Genomic DNA, 23286 nt, shown 5'->3' with positions numbered 1-23286 from the left:
TCCGCGCCAGCGCCAGGCGCCGACCGACACAACAAAAAACACTGAGAATCACATGCCAGCTAAAACCCCTACTTCCGGCAGCCTGTTCATGGTGGTCGCCCCCTCCGGCGCCGGCAAATCGACCCTCGTCAACGCCCTGCTGAAGCAGGAACCGGCCATCAAGCTGTCGGTTTCCTACACCACCCGCGCGCCCCGTCCGGGCGAGGAGCATGGCCGCGAATACTATTTCACCAATGCCGAAGACTTCCTCAAGCGCCAGGCCGAAGGCGAATTCCTGGAATGGGCCGAAGTCCACGGCAACTATTACGGCACTTCGCGCCTGATGATCGCCGACCAGATCGCCAACGGCACCGACGTGCTGCTGGAAATCGACTGGCAAGGCGCCCAGCAGGTCAAGAAGCAGTTCAGCAACGCCATCGGCATCTTCATCCTGCCGCCCTCGATCGCGGCCCTGGAAGAGCGCCTCAAGAAGCGCGGCCAGGACGAACCGCATGTCATCACCCGCCGCATCCTGGCCGCCGGCGGCGAAATCGCGCACTCTCCAGAGTTCGAATATGTTATTATCAATCAAGAGTTTGCCGTCGCTTTGTCAGAGCTGACGGCGATTGTCCAAGCAGCCCGCTGCCGTTTTCCGCAGCAAGCCGCCCGCAATGCTTATTTGTTTACCCAGCTAGGCATCCACGCCACCTGAACGGCGTCCCGAACAAACCGGCGCCGGCATCGCTGCCAGGACATTCCACCCATTCCAAGCAAGACCGTCACACAGGAGTTTTACATGGCCCGCATCACCATCGAAGATTGCCTCAAGCAAATCCCGAACCGTTTCCAACTGACCCTGGCCGCGACCTACCGCGCCCGCCAGTTGCTGCAAGGCCATACCCCCAAGGTTGACGCCAAGGACAAGCCGACCGTCACCGCGCTGCGCGAAATCGCCGCCGGCAAGGTCGGCCTGGAAATGCTGAAAAAGGTTCCGGCCTGATCCTTGTCCGTCCATGAAGCTGATAACGGTAAAGCATGAGCCTCACCCCCACCGAATCCACGTTATCAGCAACTCCCAGCACCAGCACTAAACGAGCAGCCGGTTCCGGCCGCTCGCATTCCCCGAACGAAGCGCCCCCCGCCGCCCATAGCGGCGTGGCGACGTTCGCCCACCTCACGCCCAAGCTCGAAGAGTACCTGACGCCTTCCGAATTGAAGAAGGTCAAGGAAGCCTATCGCTTTGCCGATGAGATGCACCTGGGCCAGATGCGCAAGTCGGGCGAGCCTTATATCTCGCATCCGCTGGCGGTGGCCGAAATCTGCGCAGAGTGGAAGCTCGATGCGCAGGCCATGATGGCGGCCTTCCTGCACGACGTCATGGAAGACCAGGGCGTCAAGAAGGAAGAACTGATCGAACGCTTCGGCGCGCCGGTGGCCTCGCTGGTGGACGGCCTGTCCAAGCTGGACAAGATCGAATTCCAAAGCCAGGTCGAAGCGCAGGCGGAAAACTTCCGCAAGATGTTGCTGGCCATGGCGCGCGACGTGCGCGTGATCCTGGTCAAGCTGGCCGACCGCCTGCACAACATGCGCACGCTGGGTTCGATGCCGCCCGAGAAGAAGCGCCGCATCTCGCGCGAAACCATGGAAGTCTACGTGCCCATCGCGCACCGCCTGGGCCTGAACAACATCTATCGCGAACTGCAGGAACTGTCGTTCGCCCACCTGTATCCGCTGCGCCACCGCACCCTGCACAAGGCGGTCAAAGCCGCGCGCGGCAACCGCCGCGAAGTCGTGACCAAGATCATGGAATCGGTCACCAGCACGCTGATCGCCGCCGGCATCCCGGCCCAGGTCGACGGCCGCGAAAAGACCCTGTACGGCATCTACCGCAAGATGCGCAACAAGCACCTGTCGTTTTCCCAGGTGCTGGACGTGTATGGCTTTCGCGTGGTGGTGGACAGCTTCGCCAACTGCTACGTGGCGCTGGGCACCCTGCATTCGCTGTTCAAGCCGATGCCGGGCAAGTTCAAGGACTACATCGCCATTCCCAAGCTCAACGGCTACCAGTCGCTACACACCACGCTGATCGGCCCCTACGGCACGCCCGTCGAGTTCCAGATCCGCACCAGGGAAATGCACCGCGTGGCCGAGTCGGGCGTGGCCGCGCACTGGCTGTACAAGGACGACGAAGGCAGCCTGACCGACCTGCAGCAGCGCACCCATGCCTGGCTGCAATCGCTCCTGGATATCCAGAAGCAGACCGGCGATTCGGCCGAGTTCCTGGAGCACGTCAAGGTCGACCTGTTCCCGGATTCGGTCTACGTCTTCACGCCCAAATCCAAGATCATCGCGCTGCCGCGCGGCGCCACGGCGCTGGATTTCGCCTACAGCATCCACACCGACATCGGCGACCAGACCACGTCGGTCATCATCAACCACGAACCGGCCCCGTTGCGCACCGAGCTGCATAACGGCGACATCGTCGAGGTCATCACTTCGCCGACTTCGCGCCCCAGCCCGAACTGGCTCGGCTACGTCCGTACCGGCAAGGCGCGCTCGGCCATCCGCCATCGCCTGCGCACCGCCAACATGGCTGAATCGCAGTCGGTCGGACGCCGCCTGCTGGGCAACGCCCTGCACACGCTGGGCATCGATCCCGAACTGCCGACGCATATCGTCGAACGGCTGCTCAACGAGTCCAGCGCCAAGACCATGGATGACCTGTATGCCGAAATCGGCATCGGCACCCGCATGGCGCCGCTGGTGGCGCGCCATATCATGGGCATGATGGATGCCGGCACCAACGTTCCGCAGCTCGACCCCGAAGGCCAGATGCTGCCCAACAAACCCGATCCGGTGGTCATCACCGGCAGCGAAGGCGCCTCGGCCCAGCTCTCCCCCTGTTGCATGCCGATCCCGGGCGACCGCCTGACCGGCTATCTCAAGGCCGACCAGACATTGATCGTCCATACGCAGGAATGCGAGACCGCCAAGCGCCTGCACGAGAAGGAACCCGATCGCTGGATCGAGCTGGTCTGGGGCCATGACCTCAACCGCCGCTTCGATTGCCGCATCACCATCCTGATCCATAACCGGCGCGGCACGCTCGCGCGCATCGCCGCCGAAATCGGGGAATCGGACGCCAACATCGTGTCGGTCAGCATGGACGACGATGGCGGCGCCTCGATGAAATACCTGCGCTTCACCATCCAGGTCGAAGATCGCGTGCATCTGGCGCGCACCATGCGCGGCATCCGCAAGATCGACAGCGTGGCCCGCATCCTGCGTGAGCGGGGCTAGGCCCTTAAGGCTGCTTGCCCCCCCCAAGACCGAAAAACGCCCGCAAATGCGGTAATGCCGTTCAGTTAAGCACTGAACGGCATTTGTGTTTGTGGAGGTTTGCGCAGTCCAGACTCCGTTCGCCCTGAGTAGCTGCGCAGCAGCGTATCGAAGGGCAGTCAAGAGCGCTGACGCTGACACGCTGGCTTCGATACGGCCCTGGCGGGCCTACTCAGCCCGAACGGGGTCTGTGATGAGTGCTTCAGAATAAGCCTTAACTGAACTGCATTACCGCATTTGCGGGCGTTTTGCCGAGCGAACCGCTTAAGGCCGGTATCAGATCACCGCCTTTTCCACGCCCTCGCGTCTTTGCAATTCCGATACAGCCTCTGCGCCGCCAGCCTGCCCCTTCTTGGCTGCATCCTCCCGCGCGAAATGCTCCTGGCATACCTGCTCCCCCTTATCGGCAATCCCGCGCGCCAGCTTGTCGGCAAAGAATTCGATCAAGGCGCTGACCGCGGTGGGAAGCTGGCGGCGGTGGACATACACGGCATACAGCCCCATCGCATCGCGCTGGTAGTCCGGCAGGATATGCACCAGCGTACCGTTGCGCAGGTCTTCTGAAGTCAGCATAGTCGGCAACAAGGCGATGCCATGGCCGGCGCGCGCCGCGCGCAACTGCCCTTGCGCGGTGTTGACGCAGAGCCGCGGATTGACGCGCACGCTTTCCATCCCTTGCGGCCCTTCCAGTTTCCAGGTGGTGTGATGCGGCGCCGGCGATGCCGCCAGGCAGGTATGGCCGATCAGGTCGGCCAGCGTATGCGGCGTGCCGAAGTGCTCCAGGTAACGCGGGCTGGCCACCAGGCCGCGATGGCTGTCCACCAGCTTGCGCGCCACCAGGCTCGAATCCGGCAGGATGCCGCCGCGAAAAGCCAGGTCGATGCCTTCGGCGATCAGGTCGGCGCGGCTGTCGCTGAGCACGAATTCAAGCTGTACCTTGGGATACAAGCGCATGAACTCATGCATCCACTCAATGGAAAAATTATCGAAGAAGTCGACCGGCGCCGCCACGCGCAGGCTGCCGGACGGCTCCCCGCTGCTCTCGCTCAGGCTGGCGCTGGCGTATTCGATGTCTTCCAGGCCGGGAGCGCAGCGCTCGAAGAACTCGCGCCCGGCGGCGGTCATATTGAGCTGGCGCGTGGAACGCTGCAGCAGGCGCACGCCCAGTTCGGCCTCCAGCGCCTGCAAGCGGCGGCTGATGGTATTGGAGGGCATGGCCAGCCGGCGCCCGGCCGCGGCAAAGCTGCCGGCCCGCACCACGTGGACGAAAAGCCAGATATCGTTCAGATCAACCATCATCATTACCCATAAAAATGGATCAGTGAAATGACATTCTCGCATCTACTGATGCGAATGAAAACTGGATAAGCTTCTTTCATCGCCGCCAGCAAAGCCAGGGACCACCCCTGGCAGGAAGCAACGATACCGTCAAACCGCTTCTCCCGCTGCCGGCGCCGCATTGCCCCCTTCCCAAGGCATCCCCTTGGGCAATGAAGACAACCGATGCCGTTGCCATCCAGATAAGCGCAACAGCATGCCACCGAAAGGAAAGACCATGAGCACCTTGTTGCATATCGACTCCAGCGCCCGCGCCAGCGGCTCCATCTCGCGCCAACTGAGCGCCTCCTTTGCCCAGCAATGGCTGGCGAAGAACCCCGCCGGCCGCATCATCCATCGCGACCTGGCCAGCGACGCGCTGCCGCATATCACCGAAGCGCTGCTGGGCGCCTACTTCACCCCGGCCGAGAACCGCAATGCGCAGCAAGCCGAGCTGATCAAGCAATCCGACCAGCTGGTCGACGAGCTGCTGGCGGCCGACACCCTGGTCATCGGCGTGCCGATGTACAACTTCGCGCCGCCCTCCACGCTCAAGGCCTGGATCGACCACGTATTCCGCGCCGGCCGCACTTTCCGCTACACCGAGAACGGCCCGGTCGGACTGGCCACCGGCAAGAAGGCCATCGTGATCCTGTCGCGCGGCGGCATGTATTCCGAAGGCCCGATGGAAGCGCTGGATTTCCAGGGCAAGTACATCAAGAGCGCGCTGGCTTTCATCGGCATCACCGACGTCGAGCTGGTCATCGCCGAAGGCGTGTCGATGGGTGACGAGTCGGTCAAAAAAGCCCTGGCCAGCGCACAGGAAAAGATCGCCGCGACTGTCTGATTTTCCCTCCCGCCATCATTGGCCGGGTCGGTACCGGGGTGAGCCGTTTACAACGGTTCACCCCGGTTTCATTTCTCCCTCCGCCATGCCGGTTCCGGGCAATGGCACCCTATCCTTTGCGCATCTGGCCGGACAACAACACCTGCTCCCCTACAAAACCAGAAAAATTTGCCGAATAACAATAAAAAAGACAAACTGACGGCCTTCTCGGCGTCTTCATCCCTCATCAACAATCCTCCAAATGCGGTTCAATGGCAGCCTGATTCATCATTCACGCCACACCGAGGTTTTCCAAAATGTTGCAATTAGATTAATATAAGCGCCGCCTTTACAAAATTTTCTATTGGGCATTTAAGTATTTTCGTCTTCGCTCATGAACAGCCATCTGGTATTGACTGAGATGAGAACAAGAAAAATCGCGAGAAAATAGCCTCCAATTATTCAGAATTCACTCACGGGAGTTCAATTTGCGCCATCACTTCATCCAATGGCTAATCGCAACGCTTCTGCTGTTCTCTCTCAGCTTTGCCAGCTTTGCCCAGGTTCCCTCCGATCCCACCAAAACCGGGGAACTCATGTCGGCGCCGCCTGGCACGCTTTCCACACTGGGGCTTCCCTCCTCGACCGTCACCGATGCCCGTACCGGCCCCGGCGACGTGCTGCGCGTGACCGTATTCGGCCAACCCGACCTGTCTGCTGAAGTCGGCGTCAATGACAAGGGCATCCTGACCTTGCCGCTGATCGGCGGCGTTGACGTCAACGGCCTGACCACCAGCGAGATCGGAAAGAAGATCGCCCGCGCCTTGCGCGACGGCGACTTCCTGAAGAACCCGGAAGTGTCGGTGGAAATCGTCCAGATGCGCAGCCAGATGGTTTCCGTTCTGGGTGAAGTCAGCCGTCCCGGCCGTTATCCTATTCCGGGCCATCTCAGTGTGCTTGAGCTGATCGCCATCGCCGGCGGCCTGACGCAGAATGCCGACCAGACCGTCACCCTGCTGCGCCGCGACAACGATCCCAAGAAAAGCGAATCCGACCTGCGCATTCCCATCCTCCTGGGCGAAACCGGCGTCACCGACCGCAAGACGCTGGATGTCGAGATGCGGCCCGGCGACGTCATCTACGTCAACAAGAAAAAACAGTTCTACATCCATGGCGAGGTCAACCGCCCCGGCGCCTATCCCATGGAACCGGAGATGAACGTCATGCGCGCCATCTCCCTTGGCGGCGGCATGACCCAGCGCGCCTCCAAGCGCCGTATCTTTATCAACCGGGAAGTCCCTGACAAGGGCATCCAATCGACCAAGGCCGCGCTGACCGATCCGGTACAACCGGGCGACGTTGTCTTTGTCGACGAGAGCCTGTTCTAGCACACGACGCAATAGCGCATGACCACCCGCCCCACCTATCACAACGACAAGGCTTCACTGTGAACGCGCAGACACCTGAAACCGGCTTAAGCTCAAACCAGCTTGCCGCGATGATCTCCGCCGCACGCGGTACCATTTTCAAGACGCTGGCCGTGGTGGTCATCGCCACCACGGCCATCACGCTGATGATGCCCAAGACGTATACCGCCTCCTCGGACGTCTTCATCGACTACAAGACCAACGATCCGATCAATGGCCGCTTGTTCTCGCCCATCATGGACGAGAGCTACATGCAGACGCAATTCGACATGATCCGCAGCCAGGCGGTCGCCGAAAAGGTGATCGACTCGCTGGGTCTGGAGCGTACCGCCCAGTACCAGGAAAGAGCAAAGCAGCATGGCGACGCGCGCGCGCATTCCCAACTGGTCAAGCGCATCAACGAAGATACCCAGGTGGTGACGCGCCGCTCCAGCCGCGTGATCGAAGTCGACTACTCCGCCGGCACCCCCGAACAGGCCCGCGACCTGGCCAACGCCGTGGTCAACGCCTATATCGAACTGAGCCAGCAAATCGCCTCCAGCTCGGCGCGCTCGCGCCGCGAGCAATACAACGCCCAGCTTGAACACTTGCGCAAAGAAGCCGATTCCATCCAGCAAAAGCTGACCAAGTACCAGCAGGAAGTCGGCATCATCGATCCCAATGAGCGCAACGACCTCGAATCGCGCCAGCTCGGCGACCTGATGACGTCGCTGATCGCGGTCCAGAATGCGCAGCAGGAAGCCGCGGCGCGCAACAAGGCAACGCAAGGCCTGCTCAAGAGCGGCGTCAAGGTCGACGACCTGCCCGAGGTCGCCGAGCGCACCAACATCAACGATATGAAATCCAAGCTGAGCGACGCCGACCGCCGCCTGGCCGAAGTGCAGGAAGTCCTGGGCGGCAAGCACCCCAAGACGCTGGCGCTGCTGGCCGAACGCAATGAGCTGATGGCCCGCATCAACCGCGAATCCAGGGGCGCGGTAGAAGCTCAGCAGATCGACACGCGCCGCCTGCAAATGCAAGAGCAAACGCTCAAGGCCCAGGTGGAAGCGCAGAAAGCCAAACTGCTGGAGCAAAAGCAGCACCGCGACACCATCACCTCGTACCAGCGCCAGCTGGAGAGCGTCGAACGCGTCTACAACACCGCCTTGCAGAAATACGATGAGATCCTCATGGCCAGCAATATCAGCACGCCGGACCTGAATGTGCTGCGCGTGGCGGAAGCGCCCAGCACCCACTCAAAACCCCTGCTGCTCAAAAATATCGCCGCCAGCATCGTGGCCGGCCTGGGCATCGGGCTATGCCTGGCCCTGCTGCTCGAATTGAGCACCCGCCGCCTGCGCTGCCGCGACGACCTGGCCCGCAGCCTGCGCGTTCCGGTCATCGGCCATATCGGCTTCCAATAAGAAGGTCTTCCATGAACGATACCTCTCAAGCCGCGCAACAAACCACGGGACCGAGCGACAAGATGGGCGCGCGCTTCATCACCGCCGGCCTGCTCACCGAGGAACAGGTCGCCCGCGTGGTCGAGCTGCAAAACTCGGCCGGCATCCGCTTCGGCGAAGCGGCCGTGCGCCTGAACTACCTGACCGAACAGAACGTGCAGATGGTGCTGTCGGAACAGTTCAACTACGCCACCGCCCTGCTGCCGCGCGACAACCTCGACAAGTCGCTGGCGATCGCCCACGCTCCCTTCGGCATGGAAGCCGAAGCCATCCGCCAGATCCGCGCCGAATTGTCGATCCGCCTGGCCGGTCCGGATGGCAAGGAAAAGATCGCCTTCGCGCTGGTCAGCCCGAACGAAAAGGAAGGCAAAAGCTACCTGGCCGCCAGCCTGGCCCTGGCGTTCTCGCAAATGGGCAAGCGCACCTTGCTGATCGACGCCAACCTGCGCGCGCCACGCCAGCACGAACTGTTCTGCCTGGACAACAAGGATGGACTCTCGACCGTCCTGGCGGGCCGCTCCCAACTGAGCCATGGCCAGAATGCGCCGGGATTTCCGCACCTGCGCGTCCTCTGCGCCGGCCCGACGCCGCCCAATCCGCTGGAAATCCTGCTGCAGCCGGCCCTGGGCAACCTGATCGACAAGCTGGCAGCGGATATCGACGTCATCATCGTCGACACCCCGGCCGCCGCCGCTTCGTCGGATGCGCAAACCATCGTCCAGCAGGTCGGCGCCTGCCTGCTGGTCGGCCGCCAGCACTTCACCCAGCTGGAGGAGTTGCGCCAGGCCGAAACCCAGATCGGCACCGCCGGGGCGCAAGTGATCGGCACCATCTACAACCAGTTCTCCGACGAGACGGTACCGGCCAATGGCAACAAATACTGGCATTACCTGAAAAAATGGCTGAGCGGACCGCGCCAGAAGTAAGCGGCAAGCGGCTGCTGCGGCATTCGCTGGCGTCGCTGGTCGACCAGGCGCTGCTGAGCGGCCTCAACTTCGCCCTTGGGCTGGTCCTGATCCGTCTGGCGACCAAGGAATCCTACGGCCTGTACTCGCAAATGTACGTCGCCGGCATTTTCGCTTCCACCGTCCTCGAATCGCTGATCACCGGGCCGCTGACAACCATCGCCCCCGGCAAGACCGAGTCGCAGAGGGCGCACTTGATTGCCTGCCTGCACCGTTTCCAATGGCAATTGAGCGCCCTGCTGGCCATCCTGTTCGGCCTCGCCAGCATTGCTGTCGGCCATTACGCCGGCGTGCCGGAATCCTTGCCCGCGCTGGGCCTCGCCTTCGCCGTCTATGTCTTCGCCAACGCCCTGCGCGAATACCAGCGCAGCCTGAACTTCATCGAAGGCCTGCCGCGCCGCGTGCTGCGCATCGACCTGGCCTACGCGCTGGCGGTGGCAGCCGGCGTGGCGCTACTGCTGGCAAGCGGCCACTTCACCGTGCCCGGCATCCTGCTGGTGCTGGGGCTGGCCAATGCGGTCGGTTTCTGGCGCAACGCCGGAAACCGCCCTACAGCCGCACCGCCATCCATCCAGGAACAGCGCGCGGCGATTGCCGACATGTGGCGGCGCGGTCGCTGGGCCCTGCCCGGCGCGCTGGTCGCCTGGGCCACCAACTACAGCTACCTCTATCTTGCCGCCGCCTCGCTGGGCCTGGCCGCCTCGGCCGAACTCAATGCTTCGCGGCTGCTGCTGATGCCGATCGCGCTGTCGGTCATGGCCTGGTCGCGCATCGCCCGGCCGATGGCCAGCCGCCTGTTCTGCGCACGCGACTGGAAACGCCTGGACCGCCTGGCCTGGGTCTCGGTAGCCGGCATCGAAATCGTGACCATACTGTACGTCAGCCTGCTGTGGCTGGCGCTTCCCTGGCTGGAGGCGCACGTGCTGGGCGCGAAATACCAGGGCGTGGAAGCCATGGTGCTGGCATGGGGCGCCTATTTCGCCATCAACGCCGCCCGCTCGATCGGCTCCTCCCTGCTCACCAGCAACGACCAGTATCGCCTGCTGTTGGCCAGCGGCGTCGCCTGCCTGGCAGTCATGCTGGCGTGCGCCGCGCTGTTCATCCCGCTGTATGGCGCCTGGGGGGCTATCCTGGCGCTGATCGTGGTCGAGGTCTTCGATGGCATCCTGATCTGGGCCTTCTTCCTGCCGCGCGTGCGCCGCAACGCCAGCCTCGCGGGGACTTAAGCCATGGACATGACGGCAAACGCCCCGATCGACATCAGCATCTGCATCTGCACCTTCCGCCGGCCGCAGCTGCTGGAGCTGCTGCTGCAAGCCTTGTGCGAACAGGACCGCGACGGCCTGGCGCTGGAAGTGGTGGTGGCCGACAACGACCCCGAGGCATCCGCGCGCCCGGTGCTGGACGCGTGGCAGGCCCGCTTGCCGCTGCCGTTGCGCGCGCTGCACGTCCCGGTGCCGAACATCGCCGCCGCGCGCAATGCCGCGGTCCATGCCGCACGCGGTGAATGGATCCTGTTCATCGATGACGACGAGGCCCCCGGCGAAGGCTGGATCCGCAAACTGGTGCAGGCGCAACGCGCCTTCGGCGCCGATGCCGTGTTCGCGCCGGTGCTGCCGCGCTACCTGGAGGGCACCCCGGCCTGGATTCGCCGGGGCGGTTTTTTCAACCGCCCGCGCTTTGCCACCGGCGCGCCCATCACCTCGCATGACGCCCGCACCGGCAATGTGCTGATCCGCCGCAGCAAGATGCTGGCCGTCAGCCCGGCCCCGGAAGCCGGCCCATTCGACACGGCGTTCGGCCGCACCGGCGCGGAAGACACCATGCTGTTTCGCGACATGCTGGCGCACGGCGCCGTGTTCGTCTGGTGCGACGAAGCCACCGTCAGCGAGGAAGTGCCGCTACAGCGCGCCAATCTTCCCTGGCTGCTGCGCCGCTCCTACCGGCTCGGGCAAACCTATGTGCTGTCGGAAATCGCCCGCCTGTCCCCGCTCGGGCGCTTCAGGCGCGGCGGCTGGCTGGGGCTGCGCGCCGCCGTCCAGTTGGTTGTCGCGGCCGGGCTCTGCCTTGCCTGCCTGCCGTTCTCCCGGATCAAGGCCGTGCGCTGGCTGCGCGCCGCATCCGCCCAGTGCGGCAAACTCAGCGCCCTGATCGGGCACCGCTACCATGAATACGGCAATTGACCCCCTCTACACGGCGCGCCCCTCCGCCTTCGGCAACATCGACCCGTTCGTGGTGCGGCTGCTGATCGTCCTGAGCATGACGTTCGCGCTGCTGCCGCCCGGCTTCAACTGGGGCAATACCGATCCCTCGGGCAGCTATGTGGAAGGCTCCCTGATCTTCCAGATCGAGTTCGGCTCGCTGTTCGCCATTGGCGCCATGCTGGCCTGGCGCAACCGGGAATGGACCTGGCGGCACATGCTCCATCTCAATCCCTTCCTGATCCTGATGATCGCCTATTGCGCCTTGACGATGCTCTGGTCGCCCTACCCGGTCGTCACGTTCAAACGCGTCATCCAGCTCGTCGGCCTGGTGCTGGTGGGTATTGCCATTTCGCCGCCGGTAGGCGGCAGGCAGCAACTGATCCGTACCATGCTGGGCACGCTGATGGTGCTCATGGCGATCTCCTTCGTGGTGGCGCTGGCCATCCCCAGCATCGGCGTCGATTACGAACTGGGCGCCGCCTGGCGCGGCATCATGACGCAGAAGAACACGCTGGGTGCGATCGCCGGCCTGTGCGTGGTGTTCTGGCTCAAGGAAAGCCTGGGCCAGGTGTTCCCGCGCGCCCTGTGCTATGCCGGCATGCTGTTTGCGTCCTTCATCCTGATCATGGCCAAGAGCAGTACCGCCATCCTGGTAGCCACGCTGGGCAGCGCCATCTACATGGTGGTGCGCAAGCGCTACCTGACCGGCCAGTTCGAAAGCCGCCGCATCGTGCTGGTGCTGGCGATGGCGGCGATGCTGGCCCTGTTGGTGTTTTATACCCTGGAGAGCCGCCTGCCCGACAGCGACGAACTGCTGTCCCCGATCACGGCGATCTTCAACAAATCAACCGACCTCACCGGCCGCACCGACATCTGGCGCCTGGTGGTGCTGGAAATCAACAAGCATCCGATCTTCGGCATCGGCTACGGCGCCTTCTGGCTGGGCGAAGGCAGCCCGTCGCAATCGATCATCGATATCCTGCACTGGATCCCGCTGCAGGCGCACAACGGCTACCTCGACATCTTCAACGAACTGGGCATCGTCGGCCTGTGCCTGCTGGCGCTGGTGTTCGTCTATCACATCATCAGCCTGATCCGGCTGACCACCTTCGACCGCGAAGAAGCCGCCATCCACTGGGCCATGCTGATCCTGATCCTGATCAGCAACCTCTCGGAAAGCGAAGTGTTCCGCGGGGTGCTGTTCCAGAATATCTTCTTCCTCTATTCGTCCACCTCCATTTCGGCGCGCCTGACGGTGCAGCGGATGCAGTTGGCCCGGCAGGCCGAACAAGAGCGGCAGCGACTGGCGCAGCAGCGGCAGCAGGCGCTGTTGGAACAGGCCCCAGAAAAACATCCGGAAATGAAAGGCCCCGCCCGATGAAACGCGCGCATATCGAACGCCTGGCCAGGCTGGCCCTGGTTGCATGGGTATGGCACACCGTGGCGACAACATCGATGACGGCGGTGGCGGCGCCGACCAGCATGATCGGCGCCGATACGCAGGCCGCCGAGATGCCGGAATTCCGGCGCAACGACGCCGGCATCCAGTTCTACCGTTTCGGTATCGACCAGGATGCGCTGTCCGGTGCGCCCGACCAGTCGGCCCTGAACCAGCCGCTGGACAACGCCGCGCGCCTGTTCGTGCGCGGCAGCCACTTCTACCGCGCCGGCCCCGACGGCCGCGCCAATAGCGGCGACGACACCCGCGTGCGGCTGTATGGCATCAACCTGAGCTTCGCCACCAATTTCCCGTCGGACGCCGACGCCGTCAGGCTGGCCAAGCGCCTGCGCAAGCTCGGCTTCAATGCGGTGCGCCTGCACCACATGGACACCAGCCCCGGCACCCAGGACAATCCGCCGCGCAGCCTGCTCACGCCCGGCCCCTATCCCAGCTTCAACCCAACCGCGCTGGCGCGCCTGCGCAACTTCATCGGCGTACTCAGGCAGGAAGGCATCTATGTCAACCTGAACCTGCACGTCGGCTATCGTTTCCGCCCGGCCATCGACCAGTTGCCGCCGCTGGACAACAAGGCGCAAGAGACCGAACTGGGCGCGCCGGTGCACGTCTACTATCCGCGCATGGTGGCCTTGCAGGAAGACTTTGCGCGCCAACTGATCCGCGCGCTGGACCTGCGCGGCAACCCGGCGCTGGCGATGGTCGAAATCAACAACGAGTCCTCCCTGCTGGCCGCCTGGCAGCGGCGTGAATGGAGCGCCGCAGTGCCCAAGGCCTATGAGCCGGAACTGAAAAAGCAGTGGCAGGCCTGGGTCATGCGCCGCTACGGCTCTTATGCCAAGGCCTGCGGTGCCTGGCAAACCTGCTCCGGCGACGCGGCGCCGCCGCTGCTCACACCCACCGATGCCGACTATGCCGCCAGCAAGATCGTCCAGTGGCGCGACAAGCTCGACGGCAAGCTGCGCGCGCTGGCCACCCGCCTGCTCGGCCCGACCGATCCCGGCATCCCCAGCAATGCCGGGGAAGCCGTTCGCCTGCGCGATTTCCTGCAATTCCTGGCCGACACCGACCGCGCCTATTTCGAACGCATACGCCGCGTAGTGCATGAGGAGACCGATCCGCTGGTGCCGGTCACCGGCACCCAGATGGGCTATGGCGGCGTGCTCAATTTCGATTCGCAGGCCGGCATGGACTACATCGACGAGCACTTCTACATCGACCATCCCGACTATCCCGGCAAGGCTTGGGATCGCTACGACTGGCGCTTGCGCGACAGCGCCGCCAGCGGCGGCGAAATCCTGCGCATCCTCGGCCTGTCGTTGCGGCGCGATGCGCGCAAGCCGTTTGTCGTCTCCGAATTCAACCAGCCCTTCCCCAACCGCCAGAGCAGCGAAATCCAACCGCTGATGGCGGCCATCGCCGCCGCCCAGGATTGGGACGGCCTGTTCTTCTTCGATTACATGGACGGCGACAACTGGTCCGACACGCCGTCGGCCTTCACCCTTTCCGGCGATTGGGGCAAATTCGCCCAGACCGGCCAAAGCGCGCTGATCTTCCGCCGCGGCCTGGTGGCGCCGCTGCCTACCCAGATCAATGTTCCGCTGCAGCAGCAGGCCCGGCTGGCGATCGCCTCGGTGCGCGACATCGGCGCCTTCGACACGCACCTTGCCGTGGCCAGCGGCGTCACTCCCGAACTTGCCTCGCAGGCCCGGGTCGCCATCGATGTCAACGGCACGCCCCAGGGCAAACAAACGCCGATCGCCGCCAACGCCACGCTGCACTCGCCCAACGGCCAATTCGACTATGCGCCGCTGCAGCGCATGATCGAACTGCGCACCGACCAGATGCGCGCCTTCATCGGCTTCCTGCAAACCCGCAAGGCCGGCGATGCCGCCGTGTCGGCCTCGCTGGTCGGCAAGGGCCGCGGCTTTGCCAGCATCGTCATCACTTCGCTGGACAACCGCAAGCTGGAAGCCTCGCGCCATGTGCTGGTCAGCCTGGCCGCCGCCGTCACCGGCACCCAGGCCGGCTCCGCGCCGCAGCGGCCGAAAGAAATCGTGCGCTACAAGAACGACAGCCAATGGATGACGCTGGAAGCCGACCCCGGCATCACCGGCCGTCCCTCCGGCGCCCGCGATGTCGAGGGTCCGGTCTGGATGGAGCGCAGCCAGGTACAGCTCAGCCTGCGCACCCAGGCGCGCCGCGCCAGCGTCTACCCGCTGGATGGCAGCGGCAAGCGCATGGCGGCGCTGGGCGCCAACCGGGTCTCGCTGGCCGGCGGGGTATTGACGGTCCTGATGGAAGCCGATGCCGCCGAAGCATCCCCCTGGTATGAGGTGGTCGCCGATGAGTGAACAACGGGGATGGCTTCGCGCGGGCCGCCTCGCCGGCGGCCTGCGCCTGCTGGCCGCGCTGGTCGCCGCAACGGGCGCGCTGCCGGCGCATGCGACGGCCGAATATGCATTGCAGACGGGCGTGAGCTGGTACCGGATCGACAACCCGTTCCTGTTTCCCGGCAACAGTCCCGATTCGCTTAAAACAACCGATACGGCATGGTCCAGCGACCTGCGCTTCGGGCTGTTCCTGCCGCTGCCGACCCAGCGCACCAACTTCCAGCTGACCGCATCGGCCTCCAAGATGCACTATGGCAGCAGCTTTTCCGACTACGGCAGCAGCCCGAACGATATTCCCGGCAGCGGCGGCAGCAGCCTGAACTACACGAAGAAGCAGGTGGATGCCCAATACACCATGGAATTCAGCAATTGGCTCAAGGGCCGCATCCGCCATCGCATCGACGACCGCCTGTACAACTATTTCGGCGGCCGCACGGCCATTTCCTATCCGGCTCTGGTCTCGAACGTGGAGCCGGAACATCCGCACGTCCGGGAAGATGTGGCCGAAGTCGCCTACCGCTTCTCGGACCGCTTCGATCTCCCGGTCACCTTCACCCAGCAGACGCTGAGCTATGAAGTGCCGGACCGGGCCAGGATGTACAACATGAACAGCAACACCTGGCAGGCTGCCTTGCGTTATACCTCCGGCACGAAATCGATTTACTCGGGCGGCTTTCGCCAAAGCAAGGTGAAATTCCCGGAACGCGGCATCGTCGCCAATCCGGATCCCGTCGCCGCTGTCGCCACGCCCTTCCTGAACCAGGTGGCCGATTTCGATTCCGGCTACACCGATTCGGAAATCTTCGTCGATGCCGGCTGGCGCTACACCGAGAACACCATTTTCATCGGCCATCTCGGCACCATCTCGCGCCAGTTCAATACCCATGCCGAGCGCAACAGCAAACTGCTGTCGACCGAACTCGGGATCGACTGGCACTACACCAGCAAGAGCACCTTCTACGGGCGCGTCTGGCATTCCCCGCAATCCAACGTGGAAGCGGATAACCGCCTGTACGTGATCAATACCGGCATCCAGGGCCGCAACGTCTGGCAGGCCACGCCGAAATCGCGCGTCACCCTGCTGCTGTCGCTGGAATCCCAGAAATACGACAGCTTCACGGTCAACAACGGCGTCACGGCATTCCAGGGAACCGGCAGCGGCCAGGACAAGCTGCTGCGCCTCGGCCTGCGCTACGACTACGACATCACCCGGCGCCTGGCCTTCCGCGCCGACGCCTCGCGCGAGCAGACCCGCGCCAGCGGCGGCGCCGACTATACCCGCAGCTATTTCCAGATAAGCCTGAACTACACCTTCGACAACATCAGCGGCGCCTATACCGACGCCAACCCGATGGGCTATAACCGCGCCCGGCAACAGATCGAGGATCTCCGGTGAGGCCGCCGGCCGGCGCGACGCCCGCCTACGGCTACATTCCCGGCCTGGACGGCCTGCGCGCCTGCGCGGTGCTGCTGGTGCTGGTGGCTCACCTGGGGTTCAACCACGTGATTCCGGGCGGCTTCGGCGTGACGCTGTTCTTCTTCATCAGCGGCATGCTGATCACCCGGCTGCTGCTGGCCGAGCATCAGGCCAAGGGCCAGATCGGCATCGCCAACTTCTACGCGCGCCGGGCGTTCCGGCTCTATCCGGCGCTGCTGATGGCGATCGTGCTGGGCACGCTGGCCTTCAACGCCGACGGCGGCATCACGCCCTGGGGCAAGATCGCCTCGGCCCTGTTCTACTACGCCAACTACTACGGCATCTACCTCCACTTCGGCCAGGGGCGCGACGGTTTCGACCCGTTCAGCATCCTCTGGTCGCTGTCGATCGAAGAGCAGTACTACCTGCTGTTCCCCCTGCTGTGCGCCGCGCTGGCGCCCCGGCTGCGCGCGTTTTCCCTGACGCTGGGGCTGGGCGTGCTGGCGGTGCTGCTGTGGCGCAGCGGCCTGCATTTCAGCGGCGCCAGCAGCGACCGCATCTACATGGGCACCGACACCCGCATCGACTCCATCCTCTACGGCGCCTGGCTGACGCTGATCCTGGCCAATGACACGCAGCAGCGCTGGGTGCGTTTCTCCTCGGGCAAGCTGGTGCAGGTAGTTTGCGTGCTGATGCTGCTGGCCTCTTTCCTGATCCGCAACGACCATTTCCGCGACACGCTGCGCTATTCGCTGCAAGGACTGGCGCTGATGCCGCTGATCACCGCGATCTGCTTCACCCGTGCGATGCAGCCGGTAACGGCAGTGCTGGAGTCGAGGCCGGGCCGCAAGCTGGGGGCATGGTCCTATTCACTCTACCTCTACCACCCTATCGCCATCGTCTTGAGCGAAATACTCTGGGGCCCTGGCAGCCTCGGCATCGGCCGGATCGGCCTGCCGCACTACCTCGGTTTCGCGCTGACGGCGCTGGTACTATCATTCGCGTTGGCGACGGCGTCATACTATGGCCTGGAGCAACCCTTCATGAACTTGCGCAAGCGCTTCGGCGCGCATATCGTCAACGACTGACGCGATCCCATCACCATGCTTCCCTCTATTGCACTGCGCCTGAGCCGCCTGCTCGCCCGCCATACCCAGCGCAATATGCTGCCCCTGCGCGGGCCGGCCGGCGTGGTCAGCTTCACCTTCGACGACGTGCCGGCCTCAGCCTGCGAAGCTGGAGCCGCAGCATTGGAACGGCATGGAGCACGCGGCACCTTCTACGTCGCCGGCGGCCTGACCGGCCAACTGGAGGAAGGCAAACCCTGCCACTCAGAAGAACAACTGCGCCGGCTGCTGGCCAGCGGGCATGAAGTCGGCTGCCACAGCTATTCGCACATCCGCTGCGACACCCTCGGCGCCGATAAGCTCACGGCGGAACTGGACCGCAATGCGCGTTTTCTTGAACATCTGGGCGTGGATTTGCAGCGGCTGGATTTCGCTTACCCGTTCGGCGCCTACGCGCTGGGCGCCAAACGGATCTGCCGCCGGCGCTTCCGCTCCAGCCGCATCACCGGCGGCGGCCCGCATTACGGCGAGGTCGACCTGAACGCGATCCAGACCTACCGCCTGTATGCAGAAACGATCGGGACGCCTTCCTACGAAGAATTGGTAGATCAAACCGCCGCCCGCAAAGGCTGGCTGGTGCTCAACACGCACGATGTGGAAGATCCGCCCAGCCGTTTCGGCTATCCTCCCGAACGTTTGGAGCAGGCGGTGAAGGCGGCGCTCGAGGCCGGCTGCAAGGTCTTGCCGGTTGGGGCGGCGATCGATTATTGGGAGTCCCAGGTGGGATAAGGAACTACAACGGCACCTTGCCGCTCAGGCGGCGCACCAGGTTGCGCAACCCCCGATGACCGCGCGCCTTCTCCCTGGCGGCGTGCCAGAGGCGACGCAGCGCCACCACGCCTTTGCCGCGCCAACTGACGCCGGCTTCGAAACTGGCGAGCGCCAGTTCATGGTCGGCCCATTGCGCCTTGTAGGCCTCGTCGCCCACGGTCAGGTCGAACAAGGCGAAACCGCGGGCGATGCAATCCTGCAGCACCGCCTCCATCAATACCCGGCCGACCGAGTAGCGTCCCCATTGGCCGTCTTCATAACCGGGCATGATCCAGTAGAAGCGCCGCCCGTGCCCAATGCCCCAATGGGTGGCGACGATCTCGTCGCCGACGAACAGGGCCGATACCTGCACCCAGCCCTGTGCGCCGCCACAATCGGTGGCAAGGCCGCGGTAGAAGTCCAGATAGCCGGGTTCGGCGAATAAGTCGCGGCTGCCGGTTTCGCGCCAGCGCCGCGCCTTCTGGCGCGCCATGGCCGCCACGATGGCATCCTGTTCCGTGCCTTGCGCCCGCAGTACGATGCGCACGCCGCCCGGACACAGTTCTTCCAGGCGCCGCCGCTGGCGGCGGGTATCGGCAAACATCCTGGCGCTGCGCGTTTTCTGGAAGGCCCCGAAACTCTCGCCCAGCGTCGCGATATGGGCGCGTTCGAGTTGCCAGGCGGCCCGGGCCTGCGGCCAATAGGTCAACGGATTGTCGAACATTTCGCCGCTGGCGGGATGCTCGATCTGCAATGGAGAACGCCTGATGCGCACCAGGTCGAACGGCGGCAGCGCAGGTTGCAGCGCCTGCCAAAACGCTTCCCAGCGATCGGCCGGAACCTGCCGCGCGAAGTCGGGATGCACCAGGCAGGCGTTGTAGTCGGTCACTTCGCCGCCGAGCAGCCCCAGCACGCGCAAGCCGGCCTGAGGGAGCAGGCCGAAAGGGATGAACATCAGCGTGCGGCCGCCGGCGTCGCAGACTTCGGTCAGGGCCGGTCGCCATCCCTGCCGCTGCCCCAACTGGCGCTGCCAGTGGGCCAGCCAGGCGAAACGCTGAAAGCCGTAGCCGGCGCATGCCTGCCCGGCCGCCTCCCAGCGCGCCTGCGCCGCTTCCAGCGAAGTGAACACGCGTACCTGCAACGCGCCCGGGGCCAGGCCAGGCACGACAACCGGCATGGCGGCCGGTTCAATACGCATTTTGGCCTTTGAATACCACCAGGACTGTCCTCAGGATGATCTTCAGGTCAAGCGACAGCGACCAGTGCCGCATGTAGTACAGGTCGCATTCGATGCGTTTTTGCATCTTCTCCAAGGTATCGGTTTCGCCGCGCAAGCCATTGATCTGCGCCCATCCGGTAATGCCCGGCTTGACCTTGTGGCGCAGCATATAGCCTTTCACCTGGCGGCGATAGAGCTCGTTATGCTGGACCGCGTGCGGGCGCGGGCCGACGATGCTCATCGAGCCTTCCAGCACGTTGAGAAACTGCGGCAACTCATCCAGCGAAGTCTTGCGCAAGATGCGGCCCAGCGGCGTCACGCGCACATCGTCCACGGTCGCCTGCTTGACCTCGCCGGTTTCGGGCGGCAGGTCGCTGCGCATGGTGCGGAATTTGGACACCACGATTTCCTGTCCGCCCACGCCATAGCGTTTTTGCTTGAAAATCACCGGCCCCGGCGATGACAGCTTGACGCCGATGGCGATCAAAAACATCAGCGGGCTCAGCAGGATCAGGATCAGCGCCGCCAGCACCACGTCGAACAATCGCTTGAAAATGCGCGCCAGCCCGATGAACGGGGTTTCGTAAGCGCACAGCACCGGCGCACCGGCAAACTCTTCGTACTTGATATGGCCCAGGCCGAACAGCTTGGACTCCGGCACGAAATAGAACGAAGCCACCGAGTCGTGCAGGGAATCGATAATGGGGAGGATGTCGGCCGCGCGCACATGCACCAGGCCGATGAACACGACATCCACCGGATTCTTGCGCAGCCATTCCGAGGCATCGCTCAGCGCCCCCAGGCGCGGCAGGGCATCGCCGATGCGCTGCACTCCCTGGCGGTTGTCGAAGAATCCGACCGGCTTGATGCCAAGGATCCTGGCGCTCTTGAAGGAACTTGCCAGTTGCTGGGAGTCCTCGCTGAAGCCGACGAAAACCGCCGAGCGGCGCTGCTCTTTGGAGTTGTAGAGCCGCAATGCCCAGTAACGGGTGAGAATCGAGGCCAGCACCAGCGCCACCGGCGTGACGATCAGCCAGGCAAGCATGACGATACGGGAGTAGTTTTCGCCCGTCTTGGACAGGTAGACCAGCAGCACGATGGAGAAATACACCGTCAGCCAGGATTTGAAAATGCTGCCGATGCCGTGGATCGCCCAGGCGTCATTGTTGATTTCGAAACGGCGCGTATCGCTGAATACGAGGAACCCGCCGATCATGCCGAGCAAGCCGATGTAACGGAATGTCGTGAACTGTGCCGGCTCATAGAACGTCGCGCACAGCATCAGGCTGAGCACGATGACGGCGGCATAAATGGCACCGACGATAAATCCAAACAAGGCAATATGGTGATTGTTGGTATCGCGATAAAAACCCACGTTCCACTCCTGTCGTAATGACCTTCCGGGTCGGTTCGAATGCCGTTCAGCGGCCGGCCTTGCCTTTGCGGTTTTTTCTCAGCTCCCGCGCCAGCAAGCCAACGAAACGCGATCCCCGCATGATGTAGCGCCGCCACAAGCGGTGCGGCTCCGATGCCAGCCGCCAGAACCACTCTAGTCCGGCTTTCTGCATCCACAGCGGCGCCCGCCGCTTGAAGCCGAGCGCAAAGTCCATTGCGGCCCCGACGCACAGCACCAGCGACGCATCCAGTTGCTGCTGCCAGGCGAACGCCCAGCGTTCCTGCTTGGGCATGCCCAGGCAAACGAACACGATCCCGGGCCGCTGGCGATTGATCCGGTCCCGGGCTTCGATCCCCTCCGCACCCAGCGGGTCGAATTGCATCGATGGGCAGAACAGCTCCAGCGGCATCCCCGGATAAACGCGTGTGAACGCTGCGCGCAGCATCTCTTCCTGCCCCGGCATGCCGCCGATGACGGTGACCGGCATCCCGGCCTGGCTCGCCTGTTGCGCCAGCGCCACGAACAGGTCTGCGCCGGTAACGCGCTCCGGCAAGGGCCGGCCCAGGAGCCGGCTGGCCCACACCACGGGCATGCCATCGGCGAAAATGTAATCCGCACCGCGATACGTCTCGGTGAATTCGGCGGGCGCATCCTGCAGCCGTACCAGATGGTCGACATTGGGCGTGACGATCACACGGGCGGGACGCGCGCCGGCGCTGGCGCAGGCAAACAAGGCGTCGGCCGCCTCATCGAAGCGGACCGCGCAAATATCCAGCCCAAACAAGGGCACAGTCGGAAATGCCGTCGCGTTCAGCCTCGCTGGCGCCGCTTGTGTCTGCATTGCACTGATGCCTTCCATTGATCGGATCGCTTTCCCCAAAGCTCATCGGGCGATAAAATGGTATAAAATTGACATTATTTTAACAATTCTAGCGATAGCTCGTTAAATAAATTTATGATGCTTTTCGTCGGTAATTCTTGGAAATGCCGACAAAAACGCGATTTTCAGGACTTTAAGAAAACTTGAAACCGTCCCGATAGCAAGCTGTCATGTCTCCACGTCCTCTTTCCGCTGCCCGCGCATGAACGCTCTCCAACAGGCAGAAGCGTTGCAGCCGGTCGCCGCGCCCCCGGCGGATGACCCGCGTGTCGTTCCGCTGGTCATCATTTCGCCGGTGAGGGACGAGGCCCAATATCTCCGCTTGACCATGGATTCGATGGTCGCGCAGACATGCCGGCCGCTGGAATGGATCCTGGTGGACGACGGTTCGACCGACCAGACGCCCGACATCGTGCGCGAATATGCCGCGAAGTTTCCCTTCATCCGGCTGGTTCCCCGGCAGGATCGCGGCTTCCGCAAGTTGGGCGGCGGCGTTGTGGCGGCCTTCAACTTCGGCGTCGAACACATCCTCAACAAGGATTACCAATACATCGCCAAGCTGGATGGCGACATGTCGTTCGGCCCGCGCTACCTGGAACGCATGTTCCAAAAATTCAGCGAAGACCCAAAACTGGCCGCGGTATCGGGCAAGGTCTATCGCTACGAAGACGGCAAGTACATCGAGGAAAGCCATATCGATGAACAAGTCGCCGGCCAGTTCAAACTGTACCGACGCGATGCCTTCGAGGACATCGGCGGCTTTGTGCAGCATCTGTCATGGGATGGCATCGATGTGCATACGGCCTGGATGAAGGGCTGGAAAACCTTCTGCTACTACGATCCGCAAGCCTGGCTGTGGCACCACCGGATCATGGGCTCGTCCGACAAGCATATCTACGAGGGACGCCTGCGCTGGGGGCGCGGCAACTGGTATATGGGGTACCACCCGCTCTACGCGATCGCCACCGGCATCAATCGCATGCGCGAAAAGCCTGTCGTCATCGGCGGCCTGCTGATGATCTACAGCTATTTCCTGTCGGCGCTGCGGGGCCTGCCGCGTTACGACAACCCCGAATTCCGGCGCTACCTGCGTGCATGGCAAATGAAGCGTCTGAAGCAGCATTTTTTCGGTAAAAAGAATTAATCGGG

At 63.4% G+C, this 23286-nt stretch carries 19 protein-coding genes; 15 read left to right on the top strand and 4 right to left on the bottom strand.

Annotated elements, in window-relative coordinates:
- Positions 1-52: 52 nt before the first annotated feature.
- From gmk to FB598_RS14365, 3 genes are all read left to right on the top strand, one after another.
- Entirely contained in the window at positions 53-691 is a 639-nt protein-coding gene (gene gmk, locus FB598_RS14375; RefSeq protein ID WP_141915506.1) for a guanylate kinase, read from the top strand.
- An 84-nt stretch (positions 692-775) separates the two neighbouring features.
- Positions 776-979: a DNA-directed RNA polymerase subunit omega gene (rpoZ, locus tag FB598_RS14370; protein ID WP_141915509.1), complete on the top strand. Its 204-nt coding sequence runs from the start codon at positions 776-778 to the stop codon at positions 977-979.
- A 35-nt stretch (positions 980-1014) separates the two neighbouring features.
- Positions 1015-3279: a bifunctional (p)ppGpp synthetase/guanosine-3',5'-bis(diphosphate) 3'-pyrophosphohydrolase gene (locus FB598_RS14365; RefSeq protein WP_141915511.1), complete on the top strand. Its 2265-nt coding sequence runs from the start codon at positions 1015-1017 to the stop codon at positions 3277-3279.
- A gap of 315 nt (positions 3280-3594) precedes the next feature.
- Here FB598_RS14365 and FB598_RS14360 read toward each other — a convergent pair whose 3' ends face one another.
- Entirely contained in the window at positions 3595-4614 is a 1020-nt protein-coding gene (locus FB598_RS14360; protein WP_141915514.1) for a LysR family transcriptional regulator, read from the bottom strand.
- Positions 4615-4873: 259 nt separating this feature from the next.
- Between FB598_RS14360 and FB598_RS14355 the strand changes: the two genes are divergently transcribed.
- From FB598_RS14355 to FB598_RS14305, 11 genes are all read left to right on the top strand, one after another.
- Entirely contained in the window at positions 4874-5482 is a 609-nt protein-coding gene (locus FB598_RS14355; protein ID WP_141915519.1) for an FMN-dependent NADH-azoreductase, read from the top strand.
- A gap of 575 nt (positions 5483-6057) precedes the next feature.
- Positions 6058-6849 carry an SLBB domain-containing protein gene (locus FB598_RS14350; RefSeq protein ID WP_141915521.1) on the top strand — a complete coding sequence of 264 codons (792 nt, stop codon included), beginning with the start codon at positions 6058-6060 and terminating at the stop codon, positions 6847-6849.
- A gap of 110 nt (positions 6850-6959) precedes the next feature.
- Positions 6960-8291 carry a hypothetical protein gene (locus tag FB598_RS14345; protein ID WP_221292439.1) on the top strand — a complete coding sequence of 444 codons (1332 nt, stop codon included), beginning with the start codon at positions 6960-6962 and terminating at the stop codon, positions 8289-8291.
- An 11-nt stretch (positions 8292-8302) separates the two neighbouring features.
- On the top strand, positions 8303-9256 hold the full coding sequence (locus tag FB598_RS14340) for a polysaccharide biosynthesis tyrosine autokinase (RefSeq protein WP_141915527.1): 954 nt from the start codon (positions 8303-8305) through the stop codon (positions 9254-9256).
- A complete protein-coding gene (locus FB598_RS14335) occupies positions 9229-10521 on the top strand; it encodes a lipopolysaccharide biosynthesis protein (RefSeq protein WP_141915530.1) in 1293 nt (430 codons plus the stop codon). Before FB598_RS14340 ends, FB598_RS14335 begins: the two co-directional genes overlap by 28 nt.
- A gap of 3 nt (positions 10522-10524) precedes the next feature.
- Positions 10525-11478, top strand: a complete 954-nt coding sequence (locus tag FB598_RS14330; protein ID WP_255464029.1) for a glycosyltransferase family 2 protein — start codon at positions 10525-10527, stop codon at positions 11476-11478.
- Positions 11462-12880 carry an O-antigen ligase gene (locus FB598_RS14325; RefSeq protein ID WP_141915532.1) on the top strand — a complete coding sequence of 473 codons (1419 nt, stop codon included), beginning with the start codon at positions 11462-11464 and terminating at the stop codon, positions 12878-12880. The genes FB598_RS14330 and FB598_RS14325 overlap by 17 nt, the downstream gene beginning before the upstream one ends.
- Positions 12877-15309, top strand: a complete 2433-nt coding sequence (locus FB598_RS14320) for a cellulase family glycosylhydrolase (protein ID WP_141915534.1) — start codon at positions 12877-12879, stop codon at positions 15307-15309. Before FB598_RS14325 ends, FB598_RS14320 begins: the two co-directional genes overlap by 4 nt.
- Positions 15302-16744, top strand: coding sequence for a hypothetical protein (locus FB598_RS14315; protein WP_141915537.1), 1443 nt, complete (start codon positions 15302-15304; stop codon positions 16742-16744). The genes FB598_RS14320 and FB598_RS14315 overlap by 8 nt, the downstream gene beginning before the upstream one ends.
- Positions 16741-17853, top strand: a complete 1113-nt coding sequence (locus tag FB598_RS14310) for an acyltransferase (RefSeq protein ID WP_141915539.1) — start codon at positions 16741-16743, stop codon at positions 17851-17853. The genes FB598_RS14315 and FB598_RS14310 overlap by 4 nt, the downstream gene beginning before the upstream one ends.
- A gap of 15 nt (positions 17854-17868) precedes the next feature.
- Complete coding sequence (locus FB598_RS14305; protein ID WP_141915541.1) at positions 17869-18621, top strand: polysaccharide deacetylase family protein; 753 nt, start codon at positions 17869-17871, stop codon at positions 18619-18621.
- Positions 18622-18625: 4 nt separating this feature from the next.
- Here the strand turns inward: FB598_RS14305 and FB598_RS14300 are convergent, their stop codons facing one another.
- From FB598_RS14300 to FB598_RS14290, 3 genes are read right to left on the bottom strand one after another with little or no spacing between them, the layout of a single operon-like run.
- Positions 18626-19840 (bottom strand): GNAT family N-acetyltransferase, encoded by a 1215-nt coding sequence (locus FB598_RS14300; protein ID WP_141915544.1) that lies wholly within the window; start codon positions 19838-19840, stop codon positions 18626-18628.
- Positions 19830-21236, bottom strand: a complete 1407-nt coding sequence (locus tag FB598_RS14295; protein WP_141915546.1) for an undecaprenyl-phosphate glucose phosphotransferase — start codon at positions 21234-21236, stop codon at positions 19830-19832. The genes FB598_RS14300 and FB598_RS14295 overlap by 11 nt, the downstream gene beginning before the upstream one ends.
- A gap of 46 nt (positions 21237-21282) precedes the next feature.
- Entirely contained in the window at positions 21283-22116 is an 834-nt protein-coding gene (locus FB598_RS14290; protein ID WP_255464028.1) for a WecB/TagA/CpsF family glycosyltransferase, read from the bottom strand.
- Between the two features lie 223 nt (positions 22117-22339).
- On the opposite strand from FB598_RS14290, the gene FB598_RS14285 reads away from it, so the two are divergent.
- On the top strand, positions 22340-23281 hold the full coding sequence (locus FB598_RS14285) for a glycosyltransferase family 2 protein (protein WP_141915548.1): 942 nt from the start codon (positions 22340-22342) through the stop codon (positions 23279-23281).
- The last annotated feature ends 5 nt before the right edge of the window (positions 23282-23286 follow it).

It is taken from the genome of Herbaspirillum sp. SJZ106 (assembly GCF_006715495.1).
Taxonomy (GTDB): Bacteria; Pseudomonadota; Gammaproteobacteria; order Burkholderiales; family Burkholderiaceae_D; genus Herbaspirillum.
This window is presented reverse-complemented; position numbering and strand designations above follow the sequence as displayed.